Annotated in this window: 21 protein-coding genes, 4 tRNA genes, 3 rRNA genes and 1 riboswitch; of the genes, 16 read left to right on the top strand and 12 right to left on the bottom strand. The window is 46.2% G+C overall.

The window, feature by feature from the left end:
- Nucleotides 1-69: 69 nt before the first annotated feature.
- From J8Z23_RS20790 to thiD, 8 genes are all read right to left on the bottom strand, one after another.
- A complete protein-coding gene (locus J8Z23_RS20790) occupies nucleotides 70-795 on the bottom strand; it encodes a phosphatase PAP2 family protein (protein WP_065645281.1) in 726 nt (241 codons plus the stop codon).
- A gap of 182 nt (nucleotides 796-977) precedes the next feature.
- Nucleotides 978-1,592 (bottom strand): thiamine phosphate synthase, encoded by a 615-nt coding sequence (thiE, locus tag J8Z23_RS20785; RefSeq protein WP_301660012.1) that lies wholly within the window; start codon nucleotides 1,590-1,592, stop codon nucleotides 978-980.
- A gap of 63 nt (nucleotides 1,593-1,655) precedes the next feature.
- On the bottom strand, nucleotides 1,656-2,447 hold the full coding sequence (thiM, locus tag J8Z23_RS20780; protein ID WP_301660011.1) for a hydroxyethylthiazole kinase: 792 nt from the start codon (nucleotides 2,445-2,447) through the stop codon (nucleotides 1,656-1,658).
- An 18-nt stretch (nucleotides 2,448-2,465) separates the two neighbouring features.
- On the bottom strand, nucleotides 2,466-3,128 hold the full coding sequence (tenA, locus tag J8Z23_RS20775) for a thiaminase II (protein WP_301660010.1): 663 nt from the start codon (nucleotides 3,126-3,128) through the stop codon (nucleotides 2,466-2,468).
- A gap of 18 nt (nucleotides 3,129-3,146) precedes the next feature.
- Entirely contained in the window at nucleotides 3,147-4,097 is a 951-nt protein-coding gene (locus J8Z23_RS20770) for an ABC transporter substrate-binding protein (RefSeq protein WP_301660009.1), read from the bottom strand.
- A 22-nt stretch (nucleotides 4,098-4,119) separates the two neighbouring features.
- Entirely contained in the window at nucleotides 4,120-4,920 is an 801-nt protein-coding gene (locus J8Z23_RS20765; RefSeq protein WP_434635317.1) for an ABC transporter permease, read from the bottom strand.
- Entirely contained in the window at nucleotides 4,913-5,671 is a 759-nt protein-coding gene (locus J8Z23_RS20760; protein WP_248380525.1) for an ABC transporter ATP-binding protein, read from the bottom strand. The genes J8Z23_RS20765 and J8Z23_RS20760 overlap by 8 nt, the downstream gene beginning before the upstream one ends.
- Entirely contained in the window at nucleotides 5,661-6,521 is an 861-nt protein-coding gene (thiD, locus tag J8Z23_RS20755; protein WP_434635316.1) for a bifunctional hydroxymethylpyrimidine kinase/phosphomethylpyrimidine kinase, read from the bottom strand. The genes J8Z23_RS20760 and thiD overlap by 11 nt, the downstream gene beginning before the upstream one ends.
- A 97-nt stretch (nucleotides 6,522-6,618) precedes the next feature.
- Nucleotides 6,619-6,726, bottom strand: a riboswitch (TPP riboswitch).
- 312 nt (nucleotides 6,727-7,038) lie between these two features.
- Here thiD and J8Z23_RS20750 point away from each other — a divergent pair.
- A complete protein-coding gene (locus J8Z23_RS20750; protein ID WP_434635315.1) occupies nucleotides 7,039-8,424 on the top strand; it encodes a TldD/PmbA family protein in 1,386 nt (461 codons plus the stop codon).
- Nucleotides 8,424-9,767: a TldD/PmbA family protein gene (locus tag J8Z23_RS20745; protein ID WP_243327362.1), complete on the top strand. Its 1,344-nt coding sequence runs from the start codon at nucleotides 8,424-8,426 to the stop codon at nucleotides 9,765-9,767. Before J8Z23_RS20750 ends, J8Z23_RS20745 begins: the two co-directional genes overlap by 1 nt.
- Nucleotides 9,768-9,847: 80 nt before the next feature.
- Here the strand turns inward: J8Z23_RS20745 and trmY are convergent, their stop codons facing one another.
- Nucleotides 9,848-10,447 (bottom strand): tRNA (pseudouridine(54)-N(1))-methyltransferase TrmY, encoded by a 600-nt coding sequence (trmY, locus tag J8Z23_RS20740; RefSeq protein WP_005459965.1) that lies wholly within the window; start codon nucleotides 10,445-10,447, stop codon nucleotides 9,848-9,850.
- Between the two features lie 160 nt (nucleotides 10,448-10,607).
- Here trmY and J8Z23_RS20735 point away from each other — a divergent pair, with 160 nt between their 5' ends.
- The 10 genes from J8Z23_RS20735 (at nucleotide 10,608) to J8Z23_RS20690 (ending at nucleotide 19,445) form a co-directional block, all read left to right on the top strand.
- Nucleotides 10,608-11,132, top strand: coding sequence for a DUF3087 domain-containing protein (locus J8Z23_RS20735; protein ID WP_046875566.1), 525 nt, complete (start codon nucleotides 10,608-10,610; stop codon nucleotides 11,130-11,132).
- 516 nt (nucleotides 11,133-11,648) lie between these two features.
- Nucleotides 11,649-13,201 (top strand): 16S ribosomal RNA (locus J8Z23_RS20730).
- 90 nt (nucleotides 13,202-13,291) lie between these two features.
- Nucleotides 13,292-13,367, top strand: a tRNA-Glu gene (locus tag J8Z23_RS20725).
- Between the two features lie 2 nt (nucleotides 13,368-13,369).
- A tRNA-Lys gene (locus tag J8Z23_RS20720) sits at nucleotides 13,370-13,445 on the top strand.
- Nucleotides 13,446-13,475: 30 nt separating this feature from the next.
- Nucleotides 13,476-13,551 (top strand) — tRNA-Val (locus tag J8Z23_RS20715).
- Between the two features lie 357 nt (nucleotides 13,552-13,908).
- Nucleotides 13,909-16,798: ribosomal RNA gene (locus J8Z23_RS20710) — 23S ribosomal RNA — on the top strand.
- 164 nt (nucleotides 16,799-16,962) lie between these two features.
- Nucleotides 16,963-17,079: ribosomal RNA gene (gene rrf, locus J8Z23_RS20705) — 5S ribosomal RNA — on the top strand.
- The 16S, 23S and 5S rRNA genes sit together here with 4 tRNA genes alongside, the layout of an rRNA operon.
- A 101-nt stretch (nucleotides 17,080-17,180) precedes the next feature.
- Nucleotides 17,181-17,271, top strand: a tRNA-Ser gene (locus J8Z23_RS20700).
- A 277-nt stretch (nucleotides 17,272-17,548) separates the two neighbouring features.
- On the top strand, nucleotides 17,549-18,310 hold the full coding sequence (locus J8Z23_RS20695) for a cytosolic protein (RefSeq protein ID WP_301659946.1): 762 nt from the start codon (nucleotides 17,549-17,551) through the stop codon (nucleotides 18,308-18,310).
- A gap of 103 nt (nucleotides 18,311-18,413) precedes the next feature.
- Nucleotides 18,414-19,445: a cytosolic protein gene (locus tag J8Z23_RS20690; RefSeq protein ID WP_301659945.1), complete on the top strand. Its 1,032-nt coding sequence runs from the start codon at nucleotides 18,414-18,416 to the stop codon at nucleotides 19,443-19,445.
- 163 nt (nucleotides 19,446-19,608) lie between these two features.
- Here the strand turns inward: J8Z23_RS20690 and J8Z23_RS20685 are convergent, their stop codons facing one another.
- A complete protein-coding gene (locus J8Z23_RS20685) occupies nucleotides 19,609-19,965 on the bottom strand; it encodes a YibL family ribosome-associated protein (RefSeq protein WP_005374274.1) in 357 nt (118 codons plus the stop codon).
- A gap of 85 nt (nucleotides 19,966-20,050) precedes the next feature.
- Nucleotides 20,051-21,046, bottom strand: coding sequence for a 2-hydroxyacid dehydrogenase (locus J8Z23_RS20680; RefSeq protein ID WP_054866878.1), 996 nt, complete (start codon nucleotides 21,044-21,046; stop codon nucleotides 20,051-20,053).
- Between the two features lie 289 nt (nucleotides 21,047-21,335).
- Here J8Z23_RS20680 and J8Z23_RS20675 point away from each other — a divergent pair, with 289 nt between their 5' ends.
- On the top strand, nucleotides 21,336-21,818 hold the full coding sequence (locus J8Z23_RS20675; RefSeq protein ID WP_048624649.1) for a L,D-transpeptidase family protein: 483 nt from the start codon (nucleotides 21,336-21,338) through the stop codon (nucleotides 21,816-21,818).
- Nucleotides 21,819-21,853: 35 nt separating this feature from the next.
- Here J8Z23_RS20675 and J8Z23_RS20670 read toward each other — a convergent pair whose 3' ends face one another.
- Nucleotides 21,854-22,564: a glycerophosphodiester phosphodiesterase family protein gene (locus tag J8Z23_RS20670; protein WP_434635314.1), complete on the bottom strand. Its 711-nt coding sequence runs from the start codon at nucleotides 22,562-22,564 to the stop codon at nucleotides 21,854-21,856.
- A gap of 239 nt (nucleotides 22,565-22,803) precedes the next feature.
- Between J8Z23_RS20670 and J8Z23_RS20665 the strand changes: the two genes are divergently transcribed.
- The 3 genes from J8Z23_RS20665 (at nucleotide 22,804) to J8Z23_RS20655 (ending at nucleotide 25,943) form a co-directional block, all read left to right on the top strand.
- Complete coding sequence (locus J8Z23_RS20665; protein WP_434635313.1) at nucleotides 22,804-23,757, top strand: lactate/malate family dehydrogenase; 954 nt, start codon at nucleotides 22,804-22,806, stop codon at nucleotides 23,755-23,757.
- 147 nt (nucleotides 23,758-23,904) lie between these two features.
- Nucleotides 23,905-24,570, top strand: a complete 666-nt coding sequence (locus J8Z23_RS20660; protein WP_046873911.1) for a response regulator transcription factor — start codon at nucleotides 23,905-23,907, stop codon at nucleotides 24,568-24,570.
- Nucleotides 24,570-25,943 (top strand): sensor histidine kinase, encoded by a 1,374-nt coding sequence (locus tag J8Z23_RS20655; RefSeq protein ID WP_005393533.1) that lies wholly within the window; start codon nucleotides 24,570-24,572, stop codon nucleotides 25,941-25,943. Before J8Z23_RS20660 ends, J8Z23_RS20655 begins: the two co-directional genes overlap by 1 nt.
- The last annotated feature ends 114 nt before the right edge of the window (nucleotides 25,944-26,057 follow it).

Genomic DNA, 26,057 nt, shown 5'->3' with positions numbered 1-26,057 from the left:
AAAAAGTAGCGCTTGAAAGCAAGAAGCCAGCGAATCGCTGGCTTCTTTTTTATCTAGTCATCGTTCACATTAGCGCGAAGCGAGAGAAACAAATGGCATCTGTTTCTTAATTTGAAATGTCGGGAGTAAAGTAAATACAATAGCGACAAACAAGACCGAACCTATTAAATCTTCAGGGCGATGCATGCCCAGCCATAAGCGGCTATATGCGACGCTCATTCCCCACATCCACAATGACAGTGCAGAGATATAGCACTTGTTCTGTAAGAACAACCCACCAAAGAAAGCCAGACAAATCGAAACGAAAATCGTATGGCCGGATGGGAAAGAATAGTCTTTCTCGCCTTGCCAATGGCGTGTTCGCCAATCACTGACTTGTTCAGTAACCTGGTTAATTACGTTGGCTTGTTGTTTTGTATCTAACTGATAAAACGTTTCTGGTGTTTCAATCAATTGTTCTGCTGCGAGCAATTCCGTGTATGGGCGCGGGCTTTCTGTCATCAGTTTTAGCCCCGTTTTGCTGGCAAAGCCAATCACAAGTAACAGCCCTAACATTGAGAGTTTTTGCATCCACTCAGTGCGACTTGGTTTAAAGCGAAATAAAGAAAGCAGTAGCAGCGTTAAGGTAATTAAAAAGCCTTTGCTGCCAGCAGAATCTGTGAGCAAAGTAAAAGTAATACCCAGACTTTCAGGCACCTGTGAAGTGAGATTGTGATAAGAGCCAAACAGCGACATTGGGATGATGCCAAGAACAAACAAGGCGAGCATCATCAATCCATATTTTTTGGTTTTCATTGAGAGCGTTTTGTTTTTATTGAGGGTTATTCAACCACGTGAAAATAAGGGGCTTATCTTACGTTATCTGGCGTGAAAAACTTATCAACGCTTTGTCAATTTGACGAGAGAATGAAGGTTGAGTGATGAATTGATGGCATTTATCTGGAGGGTAAAGGCGCTCATCCTTAAGCGTTGGGGTCTTAATCCATCAGAGAAAGTAAGTACTCTGCTGCTTTGGTTGGGTTTTCTGCATGACAAATGGCAGAAACCAAAGCCAAACCATGCACACCTGTCGCACTCAGGGCAGGAATGTTGGTTTCGTTGATGCCACCAATAGCGACGATTGGTAAAGACGTGGTGTTCAGCGCCATCTTCAAACCTTCAATACCCCAGTGTTTTTTGGTGTTGGTTTTGGTTGGTGTAGCGAAGATGGCACTCAAACCGATGTAATCAATGGGCAGAGAATCCGCCTCTGCCAACTGCTCTTCAGTCTCAATCGACAAGCCTAGAATCTTGTTTGGGCCAATCAATTGACGAGCGATCTCTGCTGGCATGTCTGACTGCCCGAGGTGAACCCCATCGGCATCGACGGCAAGGGCAACATCAACACGATCATTGATGATTAACGGGACGTCAGTGCCTTCAAGGATCGTCTTGACGGCTTGAGCACGTTCGATAAACGCACGTACATCACCGTGCTTTTCGCGAACTTGCACCATGGTTACGCCACCTTCTACCGCCATTCTTACAACGTGTTTGAGAGTGGGTAAATCTTGTTGGTCGTCGGTGGCCAAATACAAACGATAGGCGTTCATTGTGTTTCCTTTCGCCTCCCACTGTCTTTGGAGTGAGAGGCGTTTAAAGCATTGAGAAGCGATTTATCTCACTTGTAATTTAAGACGTGTTACCAATGTTTCTTCATCCAGTTGGTAAAGCTCATCCAACAAGTTCATTTGCAGGCTGCCTGGACCACGAGCTTGTTCCGCTGCAATCTCGCCAACAACGCCAAGTACCGCCGCAGCAGCAAGTCCGGAGTGATCACCAACAGCAGCGAAAGCACCCGTCAGTGCCGTTAGTGTACAGCCCATTCCGGTTACGTAAGGCATCATCTCGTGACCATTATTCAACTGGACGGTTTGCTCTTTTGTCACGATGTAGTCAGTTTCGCCGGAGATGACCACGCTCGCTCCGTATTTTTCAACTAAGAAGTGAGCCGCCCCAAGGGCTGCATCACTACCGTCGAGTGCATCTACACCTTTGCTTTGCGCTTGCTCACCAGCGAGAGCAATGATTTCGGACGCATTACCACGAATGATTAACTTGTTTGCAAGGCGGGCGATTTCGCGCGAGGTTTCGGTACGTAGTGAACTTGCACCGCAACCGACAGGGTCGAGCACAACGATTTTACCGTTCGAGTTGGCTTGCTCTACGGCGTAGCTCATGCGCGGTGTCCAAACGCTGTCTAGGGTGCCGATGTTGATCACCAAAGCGCCAGCAAACGACATCATTTCTGCCATTTCTTGCTTTGAATGTGCCATGATTGGCGAAGCACCGATAGCCAACAAAGCGTTCGCCGTGTTGTTCATCACCACGTAGTTGGTAATGTTCACGACTAAAGGCTTTTGCTGACGCACTGCGGTTAATGCTTGAGTGATTTGTTCTATTAACATGAGATTCTCCAATTAACCTTATTGCGCGTTTAGACCTTGTTGCCAAAACGCCACTTCCATACGCGTTGCGGTTTTGAAGACCTGAATCAGGTTTTGACCGCGCTGGCTGTGGATGTCGATTTCAGCCAGTAGCTGGTTAAAGTGTTCGGCCCCACTTGCCACGCCAGATTGGAACTCTTCACCGCCGTACAAGTTAATCCAACTTGCGTAAGGATTGTCTTCGAATACCGTGTTTTCATCTTCAATCAGCATTTTACCAATGACGGCGTAGCCGATGGAGCAAGGGGCGAGCGCGGCATACAAGTCAACTAAGTCGCCCGTCATTCCCGCATCCAATACGTAGCGCGTGTAAGCCACCGTGCCAAAATCTTCCGGCTCGTTTTCGAGATCAGATTCCGTTAATCCCCACTGACCGCAGTAGGTAACATGGTGGGTAATCTCTGAATCTAAAAGCGCATGTACGCTTGGTAGTGCGCGGCGCATATCGTCTAACGTACGCGCTTTGTAGATTGCCAGCGCATAAGCTCGTGCATACTGTTTTAGGAATAAGAAATCTTGCTTTAAGTAATGCAGAAAACAAGGTTGAGCCAGTGTGCCTTTGGCCAATTGCTGCACGAAGGCATGCTCAGTGTATTCTTGCCAATCTTGGCGGCAAGCGTCGATCAAATCTTGGTATTTCATAATGGGGCAGCCTCGTAATTAGTCAAAACTCGGTACGTAATCTTTCGCTTTTGGTAGCGTTCCGATGATTTTTTGTGAGTACATGAACTCGGCGTAATCGTCATAGCGTTTTAGGTCGACTGCTGATGGGCGAAGCGCGAAACGAGTTAACGTGTCGTTCCAAGCGCGTTGGTTGAGTTCGTTATTTAGCGTGTCTGGCGAGTAAGCGACAAACTCTTTCCAGGACTCTTTAGGATGGTTGACGATGTAAGTGGTCGCTTGCTCCAGCGCTTTGTTGAACGCTTTAATAGCCGCTTTGTCGTAGGTTTTTGCATTCGCCACAAACACCAGTTCGTCATACGCTGGTACGCCGTGCTCTTCTGGGAAGAAGGCTTTGGCTTTGTAGCCTTCTAGCGCAAGTTGGTTGGTTTCGAAGTTACGCAAGCCGCCCCAAATAGCGTCTACTTTCCCTGAGGCAAGAGAGGAAGAGAGTGCCCAACCGACGTTGATGATTTGCACGTCAGAAAACTTCACGTTCTCCTGCGCAAGCATGGTGCCGATTGTCGCCTCTTCGTTACCTGCGATCGCAATACCGATCTTCTTGCCTTTAAGGTCGCCAAGGTTGTCGTTCTTGCCGTTATCCAACACCATCAATGTGTTGAGGGGAGTAGCAATCAAGGTCGCAGAGCGAATTAATGGCAAGCCAGCCGCTACGTCGATGGTCAGGCTAGGTTGGTATGAAATCGCCATATCGACTTTGCCAGCCGCAACTAGTTTGGGTGGAGTGCTTGGATCTGCAGGCTCTTGAATATTGACCTTCAAACCTTGCTGTTTAAAGTAGCCTCGTTCTTGTGCAATCACTATAGGGCCATGGTTCGGGTTAACGAACCAATCCAGCATTAAAGTAAGCTCTTTTTCGGCAGCAAGTACGTTAGTTGAAACAATTGATGCGAGCAGAGCAACAGCGCTCATGAGTTTGTTTTTATTCACGGGGTTCTTCCTTTTTCTTTCCCTATTTGTTTTCCCAGGGAATGGCTTTTTTCAGTAATTTGTCAGTGGTGAAATAGAGTGTGATAGACAGTGCGGCGAGAATAAACAGCGCCGCGAACATCTCATCGATGATCATGCGAGCGTTGGCTTGCAGCATCAGATAGCCTAGGCCCTCACTTGAACCAACCCATTCACCTACCACGGCACCAATCGGCGCAATAACTACGGCAACACGAATACCAGACGCTAACGTTGGTAGGGCGGCAGGGAGTTGAATATGGCGCAGTAATTGCCATTTCGATGCGCCCATGGTTTTGGCAAGATCGAGATAGCCGGTGGGGGTGTTGCGCAGTCCGTCGTAACAACAAGTTGTTACAGGGAAAAAGATGATGATGGCCGCCATAACTACTTTCGATGTAATGCCGTAACCCAGCCAAAGCATCAACACGGGCGCGATAGCAAATACTGGAATGGCTTGGCTAGCGATAAGAATCGGCAATAGCCAGCGTTTGAGCGGCTCGAACATCAGCATTTGTAATGCGAACAGCAAACCCATTGATAAGCCGAGTGCGAGGCCAAGTAGGATCTCTTGCGCGGTAACCCAAGTGTGTTTGAGTAGCACGTCGTATCGAGTGACTAATCTATCCAATACTTCAATCGGCGAAGGCAAGATGAAGCTTGGCATGTCAAACACCACTACAATGAGTTGCCACAAACCTAAGATCACGGCTGCGCTGATTAGCAGACGCAATGCCGGATGAGTCACGCGTTCCTTTTTACTGATACGCGCCGAAACGGAGTTGTACTGAGTCATATCACTCATAGTCTTTCTCCAATTGATTCAAAATCGCTTGTTGTAGAGTTGCGCATTCTCCATCGAGAGATCTTGGTGGCTTGGCGTCCGGAACAACCAAGTGCTGCGCTTGAGCAGGCGTGCCTTGTAACACATAGAGTTGGTGTGCCAATCGCACCGCTTCTTGTGGGTCGTGGGTAATCAGAACAACCGTCTTATCTTTCAATAATTCGGCAGACAAGGTTTGCAACTTATGGCGAGTAACCGCGTCCAGCGCAGAGAAGGGCTCATCCATCAGAACCAGAGGCTTGTCTTGCATCAGAGTGCGAGCAAGGGCTACGCGCTGTCGCATACCTCCGGAGAGTTGAGCGGGTTTGGCGTAAGCGTAATCTGCCAACCCAACGTGCTCTAACAAGTTGAGAGCGCGTTGTTTCTCATCCGCTGGATTTGAGTTGGTGTGAGAAAATCGCGAGCTGAGGCAGACGTTATCCAGCACGTTAAGCCACGGTAGCAATAAATCCTGCTGAGCCATATAAGCGATACGGTCATGCAGTGCAGCGCCATCGGTTGTGATGAGTTCGCCATGCCAGTCAACTTGGTCATCCAGTAAACCAGCTAAGTAACGCAATATTGTGGTTTTCCCGCAGCCACTTCGTCCGAGTAATACCGTCCATTGACCGACAGGAATGGTCATGTTCACTCCCGCTAAAGTCGGTGTTTGGCTGTCTTTGTATTGCAAACTGGCGTCGGAAAGCTGAATGCCAATCGCGTTAGCGAACATAAGTATGACCCGAAAAAAAGTGATTCACTGGCCCGTGACCTTTCCCCACTTCCAATTCATCAGCGTGTGCGATAGCTTGGCTGATGTACTGCTTACCAAGGTGAACCGCTTTGTGCAGGTTGTTGCCTTGACCAAGGTAAGACGCAATGGCGGAAGACAGTGTACAGCCCGTACCGTGGGAGTTTTTGGTCGGAAAACGCTTGGCGCTGATTAACTCCGCACTGTTTTGCATGATCAGCAGATCGTTGCTGTTTTCATTTTCTTCAAGATGACCGCCTTTGAGCAGAATAGCTTTGGCACCAAGTGCACGAAGGTCGGTAATCATATCGTTCATTTCAGATTCTGATTGAGGCACTGGCTTACCCGTCAATGCTGCACCTTCTGGCAGGTTAGGAGTGATGATGTCTGCCAGTGGAATTAGTTCTTCTTTTAATGTGCTGATTGCTGATTGCTCAAGTAGCAAATCACCGCTGGTGGCGACCATGACGGGATCAATCACAAGATGCTTGGGTTGGTACTGTCTTATTTTGCTTGCCACCACTTTGATGATGTTCGAATCCGCCAGCATGCCGACTTTTACCGCCACAATATTGAGATCGGTAAACACCGCATCGAGTTGGCTTTCAACGTGATCAAGTGGGATCGGGAAAATCGCAGAAACGCCTTGCGTGTTTTGTGAGGTGATGGCGGTAATCACTGAGCAGGCAAAGCTGCCAGTTGCGGACATCGCTTTGATATCGGCTTGGATGCCTGCGCCGCCGCCGCTGTCGGAGCCTGCGATGGTTAAGACAACAGGGGTGGTTATAGGTGATTGTGCCTGGTGTAAAGATGGCTGTGATTGCTGCGTCATGGTCGCTCCTACTACAAGACGTATAGGAACTGACTTTGACCGTTGTGGATAGATCGATTGTTCGATCGTTATCGCTCGCCGAAGAGGAGCGGCGAAAGGCAAAGTGCGCATAGTTCCCTACGTCAGTGCTAACTGAATCAGGTTCAACGGGTCTCGAATCTCGATCTCAGCCAACGCTTATCGCGTGGCCCCCCGACTATTTCGCTCGGATGATAGCAGGACCCTTGTAGAAGGGATACGTTTTTTGAGAGTAATTATTATTGAGTATTCAATTATGCGAGGTGAGTGATAGAGTAAGCATCTAAATGGTTCGTCGTGTGGAATTTACTAGTGCAACGCTCTGGTGAAAGAGCTGAACCTGGAATATTTAATAAATAATCGTGGTCTCGTTAAGCAAGGATTAGCACAAAACAAGGTTAAAAAACTGTTAAAATTTAACGCGTTGCCAATTTAACTTTGTTGAACTTTTCGACAGTTAATTAGGAAGGCTAAGACGATCATCGAGCAAGGAGACTTCATGCTTAATTCTGCAACAGCGAAGTCAGTGATCGATCATGCTCTCTTTTTAGGGGCTGATTTCGCTGAACTATTCGTTGAACATCATCAAACTAACACCGTCCAGATCGCATCTGGTGAGGTGGACAAGGTCAATTCGGGGATTGATTTTGGTATCGGTATTCGCCTCTTCTTCGGTCACAAAGTGCTTTATGGATACACCAATAGCACGGACGAAGCCGAGCTAAAACGCGTAACCTCATTGCTTGCGGCAAAAGACAAGCGTGAACAAATCGCGTCAGCAGGTTCTTTAAATTTGAACCGCTACCCAATCCAACACGGTTGCCGCATGCCGTTAAGTCAGGATGCCAACTTAGATTCAAAAATCGCGTTTCTATTGAAAGTTGACCAAGCTGCGCGTGCAGAAAGTGAGTACATCAGCCAGTTCATTGGTAGTGTGCTTCAGCGCGAGCAGCAAGTGTCTATCTTCAACTCAGAAGGTTTGCATGTAGACGATACGCGTCACTACATTCGTGTGGCGGGTAACACCGTTGCTCAAAAAGGTAATGAGCAGTCTTCTGGTATGGAAGGTCCTGGCGCTCTTGCCGGTTGGGAGTTCAGTGAGCAGATAGATGCGAAAGAGCTGGGTCAAACTATCGCGCAGCAAGCGTTAGTGAAACTTGGTGCGGATGCTTGTCCATCGGGTGAAATGCCAGTGGTAATTGGTAACGGCTTTGGCGGCGTTATCTTCCATGAAGCGTGTGGTCACTTACTCGAAACCACTTCGGTTGCGAAGAAAGCGTCCGTATTCCACGACAAAATGGGCGAAATGGTTGCTCACACTGCCGTGAATGCTGTCGATGATGGCACCATGACCAACGAATGGGGCTCGATTCATGTTGATGACGAAGGCATGAAGACTCAGCGAACTCAATTGATCAAAGACGGTAAGCTAACCAGCTTTATGGTCGATAAAATGGGTGGCATGAAGACTGGTTATGAGCCTACGGGTTCTGGTCGTCGTCAGGACTACAAGTTCGCACCAACCTCGCGGATGCGTAACACCTTTATCGAAGAAGGCGAGCATTCACTTGACGACATGCTGGCAGGTATCGAACGTGGTATCTATGCGAAGAAGATGGGCGGCGGCTCGGTTCAACCGGGAACGGGCGAGTTTAACTTTGCTGTTCGTGAAGCTTACCTCATTGAAAATGGCAAAATCACCAAACCTCTGAAAACAGCAACGCTGATCAGCACGGGTCCAAAAGTGTTGAAAGAAATCAGCATGGTCGGCAAAGACATGGCGCTTGCGCCGGGCATGTGTGGTTCAGTAAGTGGTTCAGTACCAACAACAGTCGGTCAGCCAACACTGAAAGTAGATAATATTCTGGTAGGAGGCGGTAACTAATGAGCCAAGAACAACAACTTCTTAATGCGGTTGATTACGTCCTATCAGAAGCAAAGCGTCAAGGCGCAGAAGCGGACGTCATTGTAAACCGCAACAGCAGCTTTTCGCTGAAAGCAAACCAAGGCAAGCTGGATGAGTACAAAGTAAGCTCAAGTCAAGTGCTGGGTGTTCGAGTTATTAAAGATGCTCGTGTCGCGACAAGTTATTCTGAATCACTAGAGCAACCAAGTTTAGATTTGATGCTCACAAACGCGCTGCAAAGTGCTCGCTTTTCCAAGCAAGATGAACATCAAACCATCAGCTGCGTAAACAGCAAAATCACCACTGATATTGCAGAAATTGCGCAAGACGATACCACATCGGTCGATGAGAAAATTGAACTGTCCCTTGCGCTTGAGCAAGGTGTTGTGGCTCTGCCTCACGCTTCAAGCTCACCATACAATGGTTACAGTGACGGTGAAACTCAGCTCATCATCGCGAATACTCAAGGTACGTTATGTCAACATTTCGAGCGATCGTTCACTTGTTACGCGTATACCCTGTTTGAAAAAGACGGCAAACAGTCGATGGCGGGAAGAATGTCGCTAGGTCGCCGTTTTGATGAGTTGGATCCAGCTTATTGTATAGAAGGCGGTTACAACCTTGCTCGTGATCTTCTTGAAGGTGTACCGGTTGCGACGGGTAACTACCCCGCTATTTTCCACATCAATGCGCTGGCAAGTTTATTCGGTGCTTTCGGCAGTGCTTTCTCTGGTGTAAGCGCGATGAAAGGCATTACGCCACTGGGTGATAAGCTTGGTCAACGTGTTGCGAGTGACTTGATTACCTTTACCGATGCGGCATACATGCCGAATGGTATGGCTATCGCAGGGTTTGATAGTGAAGGTTTTGCCACCCAAGACAATGTGTTGATCGCCAATGGCCAACTGAATACGCTATTGCACAATAGCCAAACAGCGAGTTATTTGGGTGCAGTGTCGACGGCAAGTGCTGCTCGCGGTGCAAAATCGAGCTTAGACGTGTCAGCGAATCACAAAGTGATTGCGACAGGCAACAGCAATGCGTCAGAAGTCAATGCAGGTGAATACCTAGAATTAGTGGAACTGCAAGGGGTTCACTCTGGTGCAGATGCTGTCAGTGGTGATTTCTCATTTGGTGCGAGTGGTTTCTTGTGCCGTGATGGAGAGCGCGTTCAACCAGTTCGTGGGATCACGGTAGCGGGTAACTTCTACAAGATGCTGCAAGAAGTTGAGGCAGTAGGTGATACTCAGCTAATCAACGATAGCCGCACTTTCTTCTCGCCAGACGTTCGCTTTGCTCGTTTGAGCATTGGTGGTAAATAAGCGCGGCATAGAAAGTCAGAAACAAAAAAGAGGACTCAATCGAGTCCTCTTTCATCATCTAGCAACGTGTACGCGAATAACTAAAATTCGCGGATGTCCAGCTCATTGTGGATCAATACTACACACTGAGAAGCAAACAGCATCTTAGGCCCAAGGCTGATTTTCTCAGTACCTAGGCGCTTCAAGCTGTTGAACGACTTCTTCGGCATCGGAATGTGATCGGTTAGTAAGAAACATGGATTTTCACCAATTTCTGCGTCACGAACAAATTCGCCTTTCTTGTCCAACATATAAAGTTGGTGGTCTTCCGCCAGTTCTTGCACCAAGCGTTCAAAGCTCACTGTACGAACCGTAATACCGGGTTCAACTTCACGAAGCTGCTCTTTACCCATACCAACAGATGCGTCTAACGCACGGGCAACGGCAGCGATCAACGTTGACTCGTGAAAACCACCAATATTGGTAATGTCGTTTGAACGAATGGTAATCGTGCGCGAGTAATCCTTCGTGCTCTCTAATACCAAGTGGACAACCACATCTTCACGGTGAGATTGTGCCACGAACATGGTGTTCATCATGGTATGAGCAAGGATCTCGGTATGCGCCTCGTTACCAACACCTTCTAATAGTGCTTTGCTGGTGGTTGGCGCCGCGCGAGCTCGTAAAACAAAAGAGCGCATGAGTTTAGCCTCTATATAGGAAGAGTGAATGCGCGGAAGTATATACCCAAGCAGGGAAGGGATGCGAGTTTAATAGTAAATGTGAACTTACTTACAAAGCTTCGATTGTCGTGCGGAGTGTGCTAGTTAGAATAGGAGGCAACCCTGTTAGGAGCGGTATATGGAAATCAAAAAGATAAATAAAGACATTTATAAAAAGAAAGTAAACCTGGTGATTGGCGGTTTTGTTGCGTTGCTCGCTATCTCATCTCTTGCCTTTAGTACCTTGCTTATTGTTTTGTTTGGTAACACTGAAGTCGTACCTGAACAATCAACGGGAAACTTCCATTGGAATTTGATTGGTGTCGTTCTCGCAGTCGCAACTTCCCTCTCTTTATTGAATCAAATTAAAACTCGGCCATACATGGAAGAGGTGTTGTACGTTTGGAAGCTCAAGCAACTGCACAACAAAATATTTCGTAAACTAAAAAGCATTAAAGCAGCCGCGAGCAATGACGATGTAAAAGCGCTCACTACGCTTAAGTTCTATTACAAAACTCAACAACAAGTGTTTGAGTTAGACAACAACACATTGACGATGAGTAGTGTAAATAAAGAATTAGAGGCAATTGAGCAAATCGAAGCGGAGCAATCACTGGATCTTGATATCACCAGCTTTAAAGAGCGCTGGGTAGACACATACTGATTGCTTATTTGCTACTTGAAGTTAACAACTGAGTGCTAAAAACAAGCGTTTGAGTGAGATTTAATCACTCGACGCTTTTTTTTTAAATTTTTTTCTAAAAAGGGGTTGCTAAGAAAAATCATCTCCCTATAATGCGCCTCCGTTGTCAGGGCAAAGCGGAAACGCGAAAGCAGCTGGCAATAAGGCGAAAAGCTTCTAAAAATTAATTTTAAAAAGTGTTTGACACTAAGAATTAGTTCATTAGAATACGCCTCCGCTTTGAGAGAAAAACTTCTCGAAAAGCAAGCTCTTTAACAATATAGACCTATCAATCTGTGTGGGCACTCGTTGATGATAATCCAATTCGATACTTCGGTATCAAATTAGGTTTCAATGAAACGAAGTGACCATTCGAATTGGGAAGCAGCCTTGAGCTGTTTTGTTTCACTTTTTCAAAAGTGAAAACCAATAAGAGCACAGTCAATTCAAACATTACTTTATGTAATGTTCAGTATTCATTGAGCCGAACAAAATCTTAAATTGAAGAGTTTGATCATGGCTCAGATTGAACGCTGGCGGCAGGCCTAACACATGCAAGTCGAGCGGAAACGAGTTATCTGAACCTTCGGGGAACGATAACGGCGTCGAGCGGCGGACGGGTGAGTAATGCCTAGGAAATTGCCCTGATGTGGGGGATAACCATTGGAAACGATGGCTAATACCGCATGATGCCTACGGGCCAAAGAGGGGGACCTTCGGGCCTCTCGCGTCAGGATATGCCTAGGTGGGATTAGCTAGTTGGTGAGGTAAGGGCTCACCAAGGCGACGATCCCTAGCTGGTCTGAGAGGATGATCAGCCACACTGGAACTGAGACACGGTCCAGACTCCTACGGGAGGCAGCAGTGGGGAATATTGCACAATGGGCGCAAGCCTGATGCAGCCATGCCGCGTGTATGAAGAAGGCCTTCGGGTTGTAAAGTACTTTCAGTCGTGAGGAAGGCGTTGTCGTTAATAACGGCATCGTTTGACGTTAGCGACAGAAGAAGCACCGGCTAACTCCGTGCCAGCAGCCGCGGTAATACGGAGGGTGCGAGCGTTAATCGGAATTACTGGGCGTAAAGCGCATGCAGGTGGTTTGTTAAGTCAGATGTGAAAGCCCGGGGCTCAACCTCGGAATAGCATTTGAAACTGGCAGACTAGAGTACTGTAGAGGGGGGTAGAATTTCAGGTGTAGCGGTGAAATGCGTAGAGATCTGAAGGAATACCGGTGGCGAAGGCGGCCCCCTGGACAGATACTGACACTCAGATGCGAAAGCGTGGGGAGCAAACAGGATTAGATACCCTGGTAGTCCACGCCGTAAACGATGTCTACTTGGAGGTTGTGGCCTTGAGCCGTGGCTTTCGGAGCTAACGCGTTAAGTAGACCGCCTGGGGAGTACGGTCGCAAGATTAAAACTCAAATGAATTGACGGGGGCCCGCACAAGCGGTGGAGCATGTGGTTTAATTCGATGCAACGCGAAGAACCTTACCTACTCTTGACATCCAGAGAACTTTCCAGAGATGGATTGGTGCCTTCGGGAACTCTGAGACAGGTGCTGCATGGCTGTCGTCAGCTCGTGTTGTGAAATGTTGGGTTAAGTCCCGCAACGAGCGCAACCCTTATCCTTGTTTGCCAGCGAGTAATGTCGGGAACTCCAGGGAGACTGCCGGTGATAAACCGGAGGAAGGTGGGGACGACGTCAAGTCATCATGGCCCTTACGAGTAGGGCTACACACGTGCTACAATGGCGCATACAGAGGGCAGCCAACTTGCGAAAGTGAGCGAATCCCAAAAAGTGCGTCGTAGTCCGGATTGGAGTCTGCAACTCGACTCCATGAAGTCGGAATCGCTAGTAATCGTGGATCAGAATGCCACGGTGAATACGTTCCCGGGCCTTGTACACACCGCCCGTCACACCATGGGAGTGGGCTGCAAAAGAAGTAGGTAGTTTAACCTTCGGGGGGACGCTTACCACTTTGTGGTTCATGACTGGGGTGAAGTCGTAACAAGGTAGCGCTAGGGGAACCTGGCGCTGGATCACCTCCTTATACGATGATTATTGCGATGAGTGTCCACACAGATTGATACGGTTTATGAAGTTTAAGAGATAGAACATCCCCCAAGATGTTCAACTTAGTGTCCCGTTCGTCTAGAGGCCTAGGACACCGCCCTTTCACGGCGGTAACAGGGGTTCGACTCCCCTACGGGATACCATTGGGTCGTTAGCTCAGTTGGTAGAGCAGTTGACTTTTAATCAATTGGTCGCAGGTTCGAATCCTGCACGACCCACCATTCTTCTCCACGAAGAATTAAAACTTATGTGGGCGATTAGCTCAGTTGGGAGAGCACCTGCCTTACAAGCAGGGGGTCACTGGTTCGAGCCCGGTATCGCCCACCATTCTCTAAGTATTTTTGGAATAAAACGTCCAAACCAGAACAAGCAATTGATACTGGTTGGCATTTTTGACTCTGAAAGTCTTTAGAAAATGTAACTTCCTTGTGAAGAAACATAGCTCTTTAACAATTTGGAAAGCTGACAAAACAACAATTTATTGTTGTTTGTAAAGTTCTCAATGTTTATCGAAAGATAAACACCAAAAAACACATTCAAGTGTTCTTGGCTTTTTGTTTTCATTTTTTCTAAAAATGAAGGTAAAGAGATGAGTCCGGCAAAATCGAATGTCTCTCGCTCATTCAAATAATGAGAGACAACTTTGGTTGTTTAACATCAATTCGAAACTCCTTCGGGTTGTATGGTTAAGTGACTAAGCGTACACGGTGGATGCCTTGGCAGTCAGAGGCGATGAAGGACGTATTAACTTGCGATAAGCCCAGATTAGGTAGTAAAAACCACTTGAGTCTGGGATTTCCGAATGGGGAAACCCACTTACATAAGTAAGTATCGTTATGTGAATACATAGCATAACGAGGCGAACCGGGGGAACTGAAACATCTAAGTACCCCGAGGAAAAGAAATCAACCGAGATTCCGAAAGTAGCGGCGAGCGAAATTGGACTAGCCCTTAAGCTTTATAGGCGTTAGGTGAACAAGCTGGAAAGCTTGGCGATACAGGGTGATAGCCCCGTAACTGACGACGCATATTCAGTGAAATCGAGTAGGGCGGGACACGTGATATCCTGTCTGAATATGGGGGGACCATCCTCCAAGGCTAAATACTACTGACTGACCGATAGTGAACCAGTACCGTGAGGGAAAGGCGAAAAGAACCCCTGTGAGGGGAGTGAAATAGAACCTGAAACCGTGTACGTACAAGCAGTAGGAGCAGGCTTGTCCTGTGACTGCGTACCTTTTGTATAATGGGTCAGCGACTTATATTCAGTGGCAAGGTTAACCATCTAGGGGAGCCGTAGGGAAACCGAGTCTTAACTGGGCGTTCAGTCTCTGGATATAGACCCGAAACCAGGTGATCTAGCCATGGGCAGGTTGAAGGTTGAGTAACATCAACTGGAGGACCGAACCGACTAATGTTGAAAAATTAGCGGATGACTTGTGGCTAGGGGTGAAAGGCCAATCAAACCTGGAGATAGCTGGTTCTCCCCGAAAGCTATTTAGGTAGCGCCTCGGACGAATACTACTGGGGGTAGAGCACTGTTAAGGCTAGGGGGTCATCCCGACTTACCAACCCTTTGCAAACTCCGAATACCAGTAAGTACTATCCGGGAGACACACGGCGGGTGCTAACGTCCGTCGTGGAGAGGGAAACAACCCAGACCGCCAGCTAAGGTCCCAAATTACTACTAAGTGGGAAACGATGTGGGAAGGCTCAGACAGCCAGGATGTTGGCTTAGAAGCAGCCATCATTTAAAGAAAGCGTAATAGCTCACTGGTCGAGTCGGCCTGCGCGGAAGATGTAACGGGGCTAAGTAGTAAACCGAAGCTGCGGCAATGTGCTTTTGCACATTGGGTAGGGGAGCGTTCTGTAAGCGGTTGAAGGTGTGTGGTAACGCATGCTGGACGTATCAGAAGTGCGAATGCTGACATGAGTAACGATAAAGGGGGTGAAAAACCTCCTCGCCGGAAGACCAAGGGTTCCTGTCCAACGTTAATCGGGGCAGGGTAAGTCGACCCCTAAGGCGAGGCCGAAAGGCGTAGTCGATGGGAAACGGGTTAATATTCCCGTACTTCTTACAATTGCGATGGGGGGACGGAGAAGGCTAGGTGGGCCTGGCGACGGTTGTCCAGGTTCAAGTGCGTAGGCTTAAGAGTTAGGTAAATCCGGCTCTTTCTAAGGCTGAGACACGACGTCGAGCATCTACGGATGTGAAGTCATTGATGCCATGCTTCCAGGAAAAGCCTCTAAGCTTCAGATTGTAAGGAATCGTACCCCAAACCGACACAGGTGGTCGGGTAGAGAATACCAAGGCGCTTGAGAGAACTCGGGTGAAGGAACTAGGCAAAATGGTACCGTAACTTCGGGAGAAGGTACGCTCTCGACGGTGAAGTCCCTCGCGGATGGAGCTATTGAGAGTCGCAGATACCAGGTGGCTGCAACTGTTTATTAAAAACACAGCACTGTGCAAAATCGCAAGATGACGTATACGGTGTGACGCCTGCCCGGTGCCGGAAGGTTAATTGATGGGGTTAGACTTCGGTCGAAGCTCTTGATCGAAGCCCCGGTAAACGGCGGCCGTAACTATAACGGTCCTAAGGTAGCGAAATTCCTTGTCGGGTAAGTTCCGACCTGCACGAATGGCGTAATGATGGCCACGCTGTCTCCACCCGAGACTCAGTGAAATTGAAATCGCTGTGAAGATGCAGTGTACCCGCGGCTAGACGGAAAGACCCCGTGAACCTTTACTACAGCTTGGCACTGAACATTGACCCTACATGTGTAGGATAGGTGGGAGGCTTTGAAGCGCAGTCGCTAGATTGCGTGGAGCCGTCCTTGAAATACCACCCTTGTAGTGTTGATGTTCTAACGTCGACCCCTCATCGGGGTTGCGGACAGTGCCTGGTGGGTAGTTTGACTGGGGCGGTCTCCTCCCAAAGCGTAACGGAGGAGCACGAAGGTGGGCTAATCACGGTTGGACATCGTGAGGTTAGTGCAATGGCATAAGCCCGCTTGACTGCGAGAATGACAATTCGAGCAGGTGCGAAAGCAGGTCATAGTGATCCGGTGGTTCTGAATGGAAGGGCCATCGCTCAACGGATAAAAGGTACTCCGGGGATAACAGGCTGATACCGCCCAAGAGTTCATATCGACGGCGGTGTTTGGCACCTCGATGTCGGCTCATCACATCCTGGGGCTGAAGTCGGTCCCAAGGGTATGGCTGTTCGCCATTTAAAGTGGTACGCGAGCTGGGTTTAGAACGTCGTGAGACAGTTCGGTCCCTATCTGCCGTGGGCGTTGGAGAATTGAAAGGGGCTGCTCCTAGTACGAGAGGACCGGAGTGGACGAACCTCTGGTGTTCGGGTTGTGTCGCCAGACGCATTGCCCGGTAGCTAAGTTCGGGATCGATAACCGCTGAAAGCATCTAAGCGGGAAGCGAGCCTTGAGATGAGTTCTCCCTGATACTTTAAGTATCCTAAAGGGTTGTCGTAGACTACGACGTTGATAGGCAGGGTGTGTAAGCGTTGTGAGGCGTTGAGCTAACCTGTACTAATTGCCCGTGAGGCTTAACCATACAACACCCAAGGGGTTTTGATGGACTCAATGAAAGAACATTGAATGTGTAGTAACGAGAATTAAGAAACAGCTTTCCGAATTATTCGATTTGCAAGCAAATCTCACCCTAAAGGGCCGCACTAAAGTGCGTTTGAATTTGCGAGCAAATTGATAAAGAATTTGCTTGGCGACCATAGCGTTTTGGACCCACCTGATTTCCATGCCGAACTCAGAAGTGAAACGAAATAGCGCCGATGGTAGTGTGGGGCTTCCCCATGTGAGAGTAGGACATCGCCAGGCTTTAAATATCGCTTTCAAGTTTTCTTTTTAATTAAGATAACTGAAGGCAAAACTAAAAATTAGCATCGATAGTATAAGACTAAGTTTTAGTGACAATTTGTGGAGAGATGGCTGAGTGGTTGAAAGCACCGGTCTTGAAAACCGGCATACGTTAATAGCGTATCTAGGGTTCAAATCCCTATCTCTCCGCCACCTTTAAAAAACCGCTGTTCTTACAGCGGTTTTTTTGTATCTGCTGTTTTTTAACAGCTGTTATCGAAAACGTCTAATTGGCTTTTCTCCGGCCCTTTCTCTAAGTTCTTTAGCGTACTCACTTTGGGTTTAGTTTACGCAGTAATATCTTCAATCGAAGACATTTTCATAGGTCATTTAGGCTTTAAGTAGAGCTTTGTTAAGTCTCAACGTGGGATGCTTAAAAGCATTTTGATAGAGTTTCAGTCTAAATACTGCTGATGTACTTGGAGAAAAAATGAAGCTACTTTACTGGTTAGATGAATGGCAAGCGCTTACTCAAAAAGAGCAAAATGCTGCTTTACCAATTTCTGGCTACGATTTACTTGATGATGTTTTTGTGAAGTATGAATTCGTCGATCTTAACAAGCCATTGTTGTTCACATTTTCTCCTTCCGGTACTGATGCTCAGGTACAAGACTTAACTCCGAATTTTTCTCCTTGGGGTTACGACCTCGGAATACAACAACAAATAAATATTATTGCCTTTCAACATTTAGGTAAAAGTAATTGGTTCCGTAGCCGGAATTTAATTTTCTTTCTGGAGCAGTTGTCGGAGTTGCTTAAGCCTTTCAAATGTCGTTTGGGTTATGGGCAGAGCCGAGGTGGTTTTGCTATTGGCGCATTCGCTGACTTACTGAAGTTGGATCATCTTTTGTTGTTTTATCCTGTTAGCACAAAAAATAAAGCGTTAGTGCCATGGGATGATCGGCCCAGCACTGAGTTTGCTCAACAGTTCGATTGGGAAAGCGGCTACCATGATCGAGATTTGGGCAATGCCAAAGGTTACATTATTTATGACCCCTCCAATCGTATTGATCGTCTTCATGCTGAACGTTATCCAGAACTTACTCATTTAAAAGTCGTCGGTATGGGGCACGGCACTCAATCCACACAATTAGATAAATTAGAATTTTTTAATCTGGTGGCGAAGGAGTTTGTTCGTCATCAAACCATAGATATTGACCAATTTAATAAGCAAATTCACGCTTTGTTTTAAAAGAGGACTGATATCAGAGTCCCCTGGAATCAGGGGGAGATGATCACACACTAAAAACTAGATTTTTAACACAATTGCTAGGCGCAATTTAGATGGAGGATTAATGAAGTTACTGTACTGGTTGGATGAATGGCTGGCTCTTTCTCGTGAAGAACAGCAAACCAGGCTACCGATGTTCGGGGAGGACTTACTTGATGATGTGTTTGTTAAGTATGAGTTTGTCGACCGCAATAAACCGCTGTTGTTCACCTTTTCCCCTGCTGGTACGAATCTACAAGTACAGGACTTACACTCAGACTTTGCGCCTTGGGGCTATCGCTTAGCCCAGAAACAAAAAGTAAATATTATTTCTTTTCAGCATCTTGGGAAAAGTAACTGGTTTCGCAGCCGTAATTTGATTTTCTTTCTAGAGCAGTTATCGACATTACTTGAGCCTTTTGAATGCCGTTTAGGTTATGGCCTTAGCCGCGGTGGTTTTGCTATTGGCGCCTTTTCCAATCTATTAAAGTTGGATCAAGTATTGATGTTTCACCCGGTCAGTACAAAAAACAAAGTGCTAGTGCCATGGGATGACAGGCCAAGTACTGAACTTGCCCAACAATTTGATTGGGAAGGAAAGTACCACGACCTCAACCTTGGAGATGCAAAAGGTTACATCATTTATGATCCAACCAATGAAATCGACCGCCTTCACGCCAAACGCTACCCAGAGCTCACTCACTTGAGAGTCTTCGGTATGGGACATGGTACCCACGCGACGTATTTGAATAAATTCGGTTTTTATAAGCAAGTGGCTGTAGACTTTATACGTTATCAGAAGATAGATATAGCGCAGTTTCGTCATCAGACCAAAACGCTGCGATTAAAAGAAGATTACTATCAGTGCCTTAACAAGGCGAATGCGAGTTCACAGCATCGTTTGAACTTACTGAGTACCGCTCATAATGTGTTAATTGAAGAAAAGAAAGAACATGTGAAGGAGCATCAAGCGCAAATCGATATTCAGCCACTTGTTGATATTGCGATGAAGCATGAGCATGACAATCCGCAAGATGCAGTACAACTTTTGGAAGTGGCTCAGCAGTTAGTTCCGAATGACCCCGTTGTGGAGCACAAGTTGCAGCAACTGTCGTAGCGTTGAGATGTAATGCAGACGGTATTGGTTGAAAATAGGTCCGTGGCTTTTGTCGCTGGCCTTTTTAGGAGCTTATGGGTTGATATTTCGATGACATTTAATGAAGCAGTACAAAATAAAAAGCCCAAGCAAATGCTTAGGCTCAACGAGTATTAATATGAGTTTAAAACTCTTTTGGCGCAAAGCCTGTCATGACATCGAGGCGAAGCTCTTTACCAACTTTTGTTAGTGGGTGAACGATTACTAAGCCGCGTACGCGTTTTTTCAGTTTGCCGATGTCCGCTTGTTCTGCTTTGGTGATTTCACGAGAGAATGGCATATCAAGTAAGCTTTTACGTTCTTTGTTCAGCTCATAGTTTTGCTTATGCTTTAACTGGTTAAGCTTTTTGGTTAGCTGTTCTACTTCATCCGTGAACTTTGTAATCATTTCGTGATCACCACGAGAACGTGCCGCATCAAGTTTACGTTGGCATGTATCTAAACGGTTGTGCAGCTTTTGAATATCAGTTTTTATGCTCATGGTAATTTGGCTCAAATTTTAAATAGTCGAGAAGTATAGCATAGCTGAGATCACACGCTCTACTATACTTCTCGATTGTCTGGCTTTAGTTAATCAGTTCATTGCCCGATACGTTACCAGAGAAAAAGGCTTCGACGTTATCAAGGGTCACAGAGGCAATATTATTAAGTGCTTCGTGAGTCAAGAATGCTTGGTGGCCAGTAAACAGCACGTTATGACAAGCCGATAAGCGACGGAAAACATCGTCTACGATGACATCGTTAGATTTATCTTGGAAGAACAAGTCTTTTTCATTGTCATACACGTCTAGACCAAGCGCGCCAATCTTACCTTGTTTCAAGGCTTCTATCGCCGCTAGTGAATCCAGCAACTCGCCTCGACTAGTGTTAATGATCATCACACCATCTTTCATTTGCGCGAAGGCTTTTTCGTTCAATAGGTGATAGTTTTCTTCACTCATTGGACAATGGAGAGAGATAATATCCGCATTAGCGTAGATTTCTTCAAGCGAACAGTAACGCGCTCCCATTTCTAGTGCTAATGGATTTTCGTAAGGGTCATAGCAAAGCAGCTCCATGCCAAGCCCTTTGAAGATACGCATCGTCGCGATACCAATCTTACCTGTACCAATGACACCAACGGTTTTCCCGTAAAAGTTAAAGCCAACTAGGCCCTCTAGCGAGAAGTTGGCGTCACGTGTACGTTGGTAGGCTTTGTGAAGGCGACGATTTAGGCACATCATCAAACCGACTGTGTGTTCAGCCACCGCTTCTGGTGAGTAAGCAGGAACTCGAACCACTTGTAAGCCAAGTTCTTTAGCGGCTTGTAGATCAACTTTATCAAAACCCGCGCAGCGCATGGCAATAAGCTTAGTTCCGCCTAGAGAAAGCTGTTTAAGAACGGGAGCTGAAAGGTCATCATTGACGAAAGCACACACGACATCGCAACCATGTGCCATTTTGGCGGTTTTTTCGGTTAGCCGGAAGTCGTGATAGTGGAATTCAAAATTTCGGTTATTTTTAATTTTATTAAAAGAGGCCTCGTCGTAGGATTTTGCACTAAAAAAAGCAATATTAATCATGGTTCCCTCTCAAAAAGTGCGGACTTTATAAATAAATATACTTATAAAGTAATGCAACTTCGCCGGAATGAATAGAGAAATCTTCTCTTTAACTTTTGCCATATCAAACAACGATAACGATCACGCCTTTCAATGAGTATTATCTTACGATTCTGCACTTGTGCGTTCATCCCTTTAGCTCCTGGGGTAATACAGGTTCTACCCTAGATACTGTTTGCTTTACGGGCGCTAACTGACTAGCATAATCGCTCTTTTCTTGTTCACTTTAGTTAGGTTAGGCGTTCCGGCAATGTCAGTGAAATGGTGCTCTATGTTCTTGTGTTGTGTGTTGGCTTCTGGCGTCCATGCAGCTGTAGATTTTGTTAAAGTCGACAAGTCAAAGCGTCGAATGTATTTAATGGAACAAGGCACAATACTAAAAGAATACCGCATTGCTTTAGGAGCGAACCCTAAAGGGCATAAACAAGAAGAGGGAGACAATCGTACACCTGAGGGCGAATACACCTTAGATTACGTCATAGAAGACTCGGCTTTTTATCGTTCTGTGCATATTAGCTACCCTGATGCGATTGATACGTTGGAAGCGAAGCGCCGAGGTGTGTCCCCAGGAGGGAACATCAAAATTCATGGTTTAAAAAACGGTGAGAGTCAGTTGCCGATTTATATCCAAAGCTTTGATTGGACCAATGGATGTATTGCGATTACCAATGAAGAGATGGATGAATTTATCCAGCTTGTAGAGATGGGGACACCAATTCAGATTGAGTGGTAACGAAATGGTGCCTCTGAAGCTCAAGGTGGTATGTGCTATGGCATAAAGCGTTGTGGATGATCACTGAATATACCGTCTAACTGAGGTAGGTACTTCAGTTTGTTTGGATTGTTCACTGTATAACACATCACTTTGTAACCCGCCTGCTGGAGTTTGTTTATTTGGTGCGAGCGAACCCAGTTAATGTTTAGGTTGCAGCTATAGGCGTTAACTTCTTCCAAAAGGCGTTTATCTTTTCTCGTTAAGAATTCACTCAATACACCTAATCGATACTCACTGCAGTATTTATGCAGCGCTCTAATGACATCATGACTAAAACTGGAGAGTAGTACCTTCTCTTGCGGCATGGGACTTTTTGCCAGTACGTTGGCGAGAGCTTGTGCCACTTCTTCTGCTGGGTGGCGATCTACCTTAACTTCAATATTCAAGTTAAGCTTATGCTCAGTAGCTAAAGTGAGCAGCTCATCTAATGTCATGATTTTCTCACCTGAAAAATCTGTGCTAAACCAGCTACCAAAATCCAACGCCTTTAACTCTTCCAGAGTCAGTTCATCGACACGCCCTTGTCCATTACTGCATCGATTTATGGTGTGATCATGGCAAACCACTAAAACATTATCTTTGGTCGGTTGTACATCAACTTCAACCCAATTTAATCCGAGGTCAATGGCGGCCTGAACGCTCACTTTTGTATTTTCTGGGTATGAGCCAGCAACACCACGATGACCAATTACTAATGTTTCCATGTTCTTCATCTTCTGCTTTGTGTTGAGCAGATTGTACTCGTTTTTTGCTTTGAAGATATACCTCAAGGTGCATGTTGTCAGATCGTCTTAATAAAAGCTACATCGCCCATTCGTCAAGGTAGGTCGTTGGAAGAACTCCTGTCGAATCATGAACCAAAGTTGGACTTTTATTCTCCTGCCGCTCATTTTTAAAGAGCAAGGTAGTTGCGAGTGCATCATGGTTATCGGGAGAGAGAAATATGAAGATCGGTGTTATTGGTGCAGGAGCTGTTGGTGTGGGAGTATGTAATTACTTACTCACTCTGGGTGGTTTTAGTGAGCTTGTTCTACTTGATAAAAATTTAGAACGTGCCGAGGGTGAAGTGTTTGATTTTCGTCACACGATGGCACTGACTTTTTCAAAAAACACACGCATTATGCCGTCGGATGATTACTTAGATTTACTCGAAGCCTCTCTTGTTGTTATCACCGCTGGTACGCAGATTAAACAAGGACAAACTCGTTTAGATATTGCTGAGGTTAATGCTCAAATTGGAGTTGATATTGCGCGTCAAATAGAACGCGTAGCGCCAAATGCGGTGTTGATTGTTGTGTCAAACCCATGCGATATCGTGGCGCACTTTATTGTCACCAACACCGGTTTTGAGCCGAGTAAAGTTATTAGCAGTGGCTGTGTAGTTGATACCGCTCGTTTAATGAGTATTGTTGCTGGCCGTGTAGACCTAGACCCGAAGAACGTGTTTGGTTATGTATTAGGAGAGCATGGTAGCCATTGCTTTACTCCTAAGAGCTTAATTTCTATCGCTGGGCAACCGGCCGACTATTACTGCGATACCCATAACATTGAGAGAATTGATCCGCACGCACTTCTTGAGGCGGTGAAACAGGCGGGATACGAAATCTTTCGGCGTAAGCAGAACACCGTTCATGGCATTGCCGCCAGTGTCTTTCGAATCATTCAAGCCGTGACGATTAACGAACGATCGGTGTTGCCCGTCGGTACGATGATGTCGGGGCAATATGGTTTGCATGATGTTGTTCTCAGCCTACCTACGGTTATTGGAAAAAACGGAGCAAATTCAGTTCTGATGCATCCCTTCACTGAAGAGGAGCTTGTCACATTAAAAACGATCAGCATCCATTTAAAACACATCGTGGAAAATGTCGCTAAGGAGACGAAGCTAAAGCCCTGATCTACCCTCATTATCAGGTGCTAGTTAGCTTAGCACTCCGGGCTACTGCTATAGAGCTATTTGTACTAAAGCCCTAGGGTGTGTAGTTGTTTAATTTGTAAATGAGTAATAGAATGCGAACCATTTTTATTTGAATGGTGAGTGGTAATGTCTCGAGTTTTGATAGTGGATGATGACGTTCCTTTGTGTGAGCTATTAGAAGCAGTTTTGCAAGAGGAGGGCTATATTGTCTCTTCTGTACATTGCGGTGAAAGTGCTTTGCAATATATGGAAAAAACGCCGGTAGATCTTGTACTGCTTGATGTCATGTTACCAAACCTTAACGGCATGCAAGTTGCCCGTAGAATCTGTCAACGCTTCGCGACACCTATTCTAATGCTTACTGCGCTTAATGATGAAAACTCGATGCTTGATGGCTACCAAGCGGGAGCCGATCAGTACATAGGAAAGCCTTTTAATGTTGCTGAGCTTCTGATGCGCATCAAAGCGATTCTTCGTCGTGTTGGTTTAGAGCGCCAACGTCAGGCGATGTGCAGTACCGTTCAAACGATCAGTGATCAGCTCAATAGCTTACCACTCACAAGCACGGAAGCCGAATTACTGAGCTATTTAGTCAAAAACCAAGGTGTGGTGATTTCAAAAGCGGAACTCCAAACCGAAGTATTAAAGAAAGAGCTAAGCCCTTTTGACCGCAACCTTGATATGCACATCAGTAATATACGTCGCAAGCTAGTAGAAGCAGGGCTCTCTAAGCAACATATCAAAACCTTCCGTGGCAAAGGTTACAGCTACCTAGAGGCTGTAAACAATTAATGAAGCTCACGTGCCCACCTTTTATCGCGAAACGTAAAGACAGCTTAGCGTTTAAGTTGTTTAGTTATATGACTGCAATTGTGATAAGTATTTTGGTCGTACAAGCAATGGCGGAGCAAGCTCTCGTGAAAGCCATGCTAAAAGTGCCGGACAGTGTGCGAGAAGAAATGCTCGATCTTGCACATCAAGCCAATGTGCTGATTGAGCACGGAGACATGGATGAACTTGCTGACTGGGCGAACGCGCAAAACTTTTATCTGTTTGTGCTGAATGAGCACCAGCAACCCGTCACTCACCGTTTAATGCATCCACACTTCGAGTTCAAACTTCAATTTAAAAGAAGTATTGATGATCAACTTGAGGGAAAGGTAAATCGCCCGATTATCAATATCCCTTTGGTTAAAGATAATAGCTTGGTGATTCAACTGCCACATCGACTGCATCCCGCACATGACTTCATTTTATATTTCTCTATTCTCAAAGTGGTGATTGCGGTAGTTATTTTGGCGTTGTTCTCATTGCTAATGGCACGCAACTTACAACAGCCGCTTGATCGCTTAAGAGAAGCAAGCAAAAAGCTATCTAACGGCGACTTTAATGTCAGTGTGGTGAAAGAGTTAAAATCGAATACGCGCGAGTTTAACGAGCTGGCGCAAGACTTCGACCACATGACACAGCAAATTCATTCTCTTGCCGAAAAGCAGCGATTGCTTATAAGAGATGTCTCCCACGAGCTCCGAACGCCGTTAGCAAGACAGAATTTAGTTCTACACCTTTTGCGTAAGCGAGTTGGGGAGAACGAGCAAAGCTTGGTGACCAGGCTAGAAGACGAAGCTAAAGAGCTAAACCATTTGATAAGCGATATCTTGGAGTTCAGTCGCTTGGAAAATGCGCGTTTCGACAAAGGTGCGAAACGCCGTGATTTAGAGGTGTTGCTCGCACCGCAAGTAGAGCGGTGCAAAATCGATTTAAAACCAGAACAAACATTGTCATTCCGTTCAGAAGCAACATGCGCCAAAGCTTTTTGCGAAGAAACGCTCATCATTCGTTGTTTGAATAACCTTGTTGGAAATGCCATCAAATATTCAGGGCAAGCATCTCAGATAGAAGTTTCTCTGGCTAATCATGTCAAAGATGGGCAGCAATTGATTTCCATGTCTGTATCCGACAATGGGCCTGGTATTCCAGAGAACAAGTTGGTCGATATTTTTGACCCGTTTACTCGCTTAGATGCATCAAGAGATAAGAAACTTGGCGGTTATGGCTTAGGTCTCGCGATTGTCAAAGAATCCATGCGCATTATGGGTGGATCCGTTACGGCGAAAAATCGTGAACAAGGAGGTCTGAGTGTTACTTTGGTGTTCAAGCAGTAAGTATGGTTAAGTCTTATTAACCGTGATGTTGATCACGTTATTGGGGCTCGTCATCAGAGAGTACTTTACAAAAGTTTGCAAATGCAAAGAATGTAAATTTAATGCAAATGGTAA

Source organism: Vibrio sp. SCSIO 43086 (genome assembly GCF_051132235.1).
In the GTDB taxonomy this organism is placed as follows: Bacteria; Pseudomonadota; Gammaproteobacteria; order Enterobacterales; family Vibrionaceae; genus Vibrio; species Vibrio diabolicus.
Note: the sequence above shows the minus strand (reverse complement) of the source record. Positions and strands in the feature narration are given on the sequence as shown.

Excerpts from the sequence above, each read along its gene's own strand:
- thiE (WP_301660012.1), bottom strand. The coding sequence starts at position 1,592 with ATGAACGCCTATCGTTTGTATTTGGCCACCGACGACCAACAAGATTTA.
- J8Z23_RS20680 (WP_054866878.1), bottom strand. The coding sequence starts at position 21,046 with ATGATTAATATTGCTTTTTTTAGTGCAAAATCCTACGACGAGGCCTCT.
- tenA (WP_301660010.1), bottom strand. The coding sequence starts at position 3,128 with ATGAAATACCAAGATTTGATCGACGCTTGCCGCCAAGATTGGCAAGAA.
- thiM (WP_301660011.1), bottom strand. The coding sequence starts at position 2,447 with ATGTTAATAGAACAAATCACTCAAGCATTAACCGCAGTGCGTCAGCAA.
- trmY (WP_005459965.1), bottom strand. The coding sequence starts at position 10,447 with ATGCGCTCTTTTGTTTTACGAGCTCGCGCGGCGCCAACCACCAGCAAA.
- J8Z23_RS20750 (WP_434635315.1), top strand. The coding sequence starts at position 7,039 with ATGCTTAATTCTGCAACAGCGAAGTCAGTGATCGATCATGCTCTCTTT.
- J8Z23_RS20765 (WP_434635317.1), bottom strand. The coding sequence starts at position 4,920 with ATGAGTGATATGACTCAGTACAACTCCGTTTCGGCGCGTATCAGTAAA.
- J8Z23_RS20695 (WP_301659946.1), top strand. The coding sequence starts at position 17,549 with ATGAAGCTACTTTACTGGTTAGATGAATGGCAAGCGCTTACTCAAAAA.
- thiD (WP_434635316.1), bottom strand. The coding sequence starts at position 6,521 with ATGACGCAGCAATCACAGCCATCTTTACACCAGGCACAATCACCTATA.
- J8Z23_RS20660 (WP_046873911.1), top strand. The coding sequence starts at position 23,905 with ATGTCTCGAGTTTTGATAGTGGATGATGACGTTCCTTTGTGTGAGCTA.
- J8Z23_RS20665 (WP_434635313.1), top strand. The coding sequence starts at position 22,804 with ATGAAGATCGGTGTTATTGGTGCAGGAGCTGTTGGTGTGGGAGTATGT.
- J8Z23_RS20670 (WP_434635314.1), bottom strand. The coding sequence starts at position 22,564 with ATGGAAACATTAGTAATTGGTCATCGTGGTGTTGCTGGCTCATACCCA.
- J8Z23_RS20690 (WP_301659945.1), top strand. The coding sequence starts at position 18,414 with ATGAAGTTACTGTACTGGTTGGATGAATGGCTGGCTCTTTCTCGTGAA.
- J8Z23_RS20745 (WP_243327362.1), top strand. The coding sequence starts at position 8,424 with ATGAGCCAAGAACAACAACTTCTTAATGCGGTTGATTACGTCCTATCA.
- J8Z23_RS20675 (WP_048624649.1), top strand. The coding sequence starts at position 21,336 with ATGTCAGTGAAATGGTGCTCTATGTTCTTGTGTTGTGTGTTGGCTTCT.
- J8Z23_RS20760 (WP_248380525.1), bottom strand. The coding sequence starts at position 5,671 with ATGTTCGCTAACGCGATTGGCATTCAGCTTTCCGACGCCAGTTTGCAA.
- J8Z23_RS20735 (WP_046875566.1), top strand. The coding sequence starts at position 10,608 with ATGGAAATCAAAAAGATAAATAAAGACATTTATAAAAAGAAAGTAAAC.
- J8Z23_RS20790 (WP_065645281.1), bottom strand. The coding sequence starts at position 795 with ATGAAAACCAAAAAATATGGATTGATGATGCTCGCCTTGTTTGTTCTT.
- J8Z23_RS20655 (WP_005393533.1), top strand. The coding sequence starts at position 24,570 with ATGAAGCTCACGTGCCCACCTTTTATCGCGAAACGTAAAGACAGCTTA.
- J8Z23_RS20685 (WP_005374274.1), bottom strand. The coding sequence starts at position 19,965 with ATGAGCATAAAAACTGATATTCAAAAGCTGCACAACCGTTTAGATACA.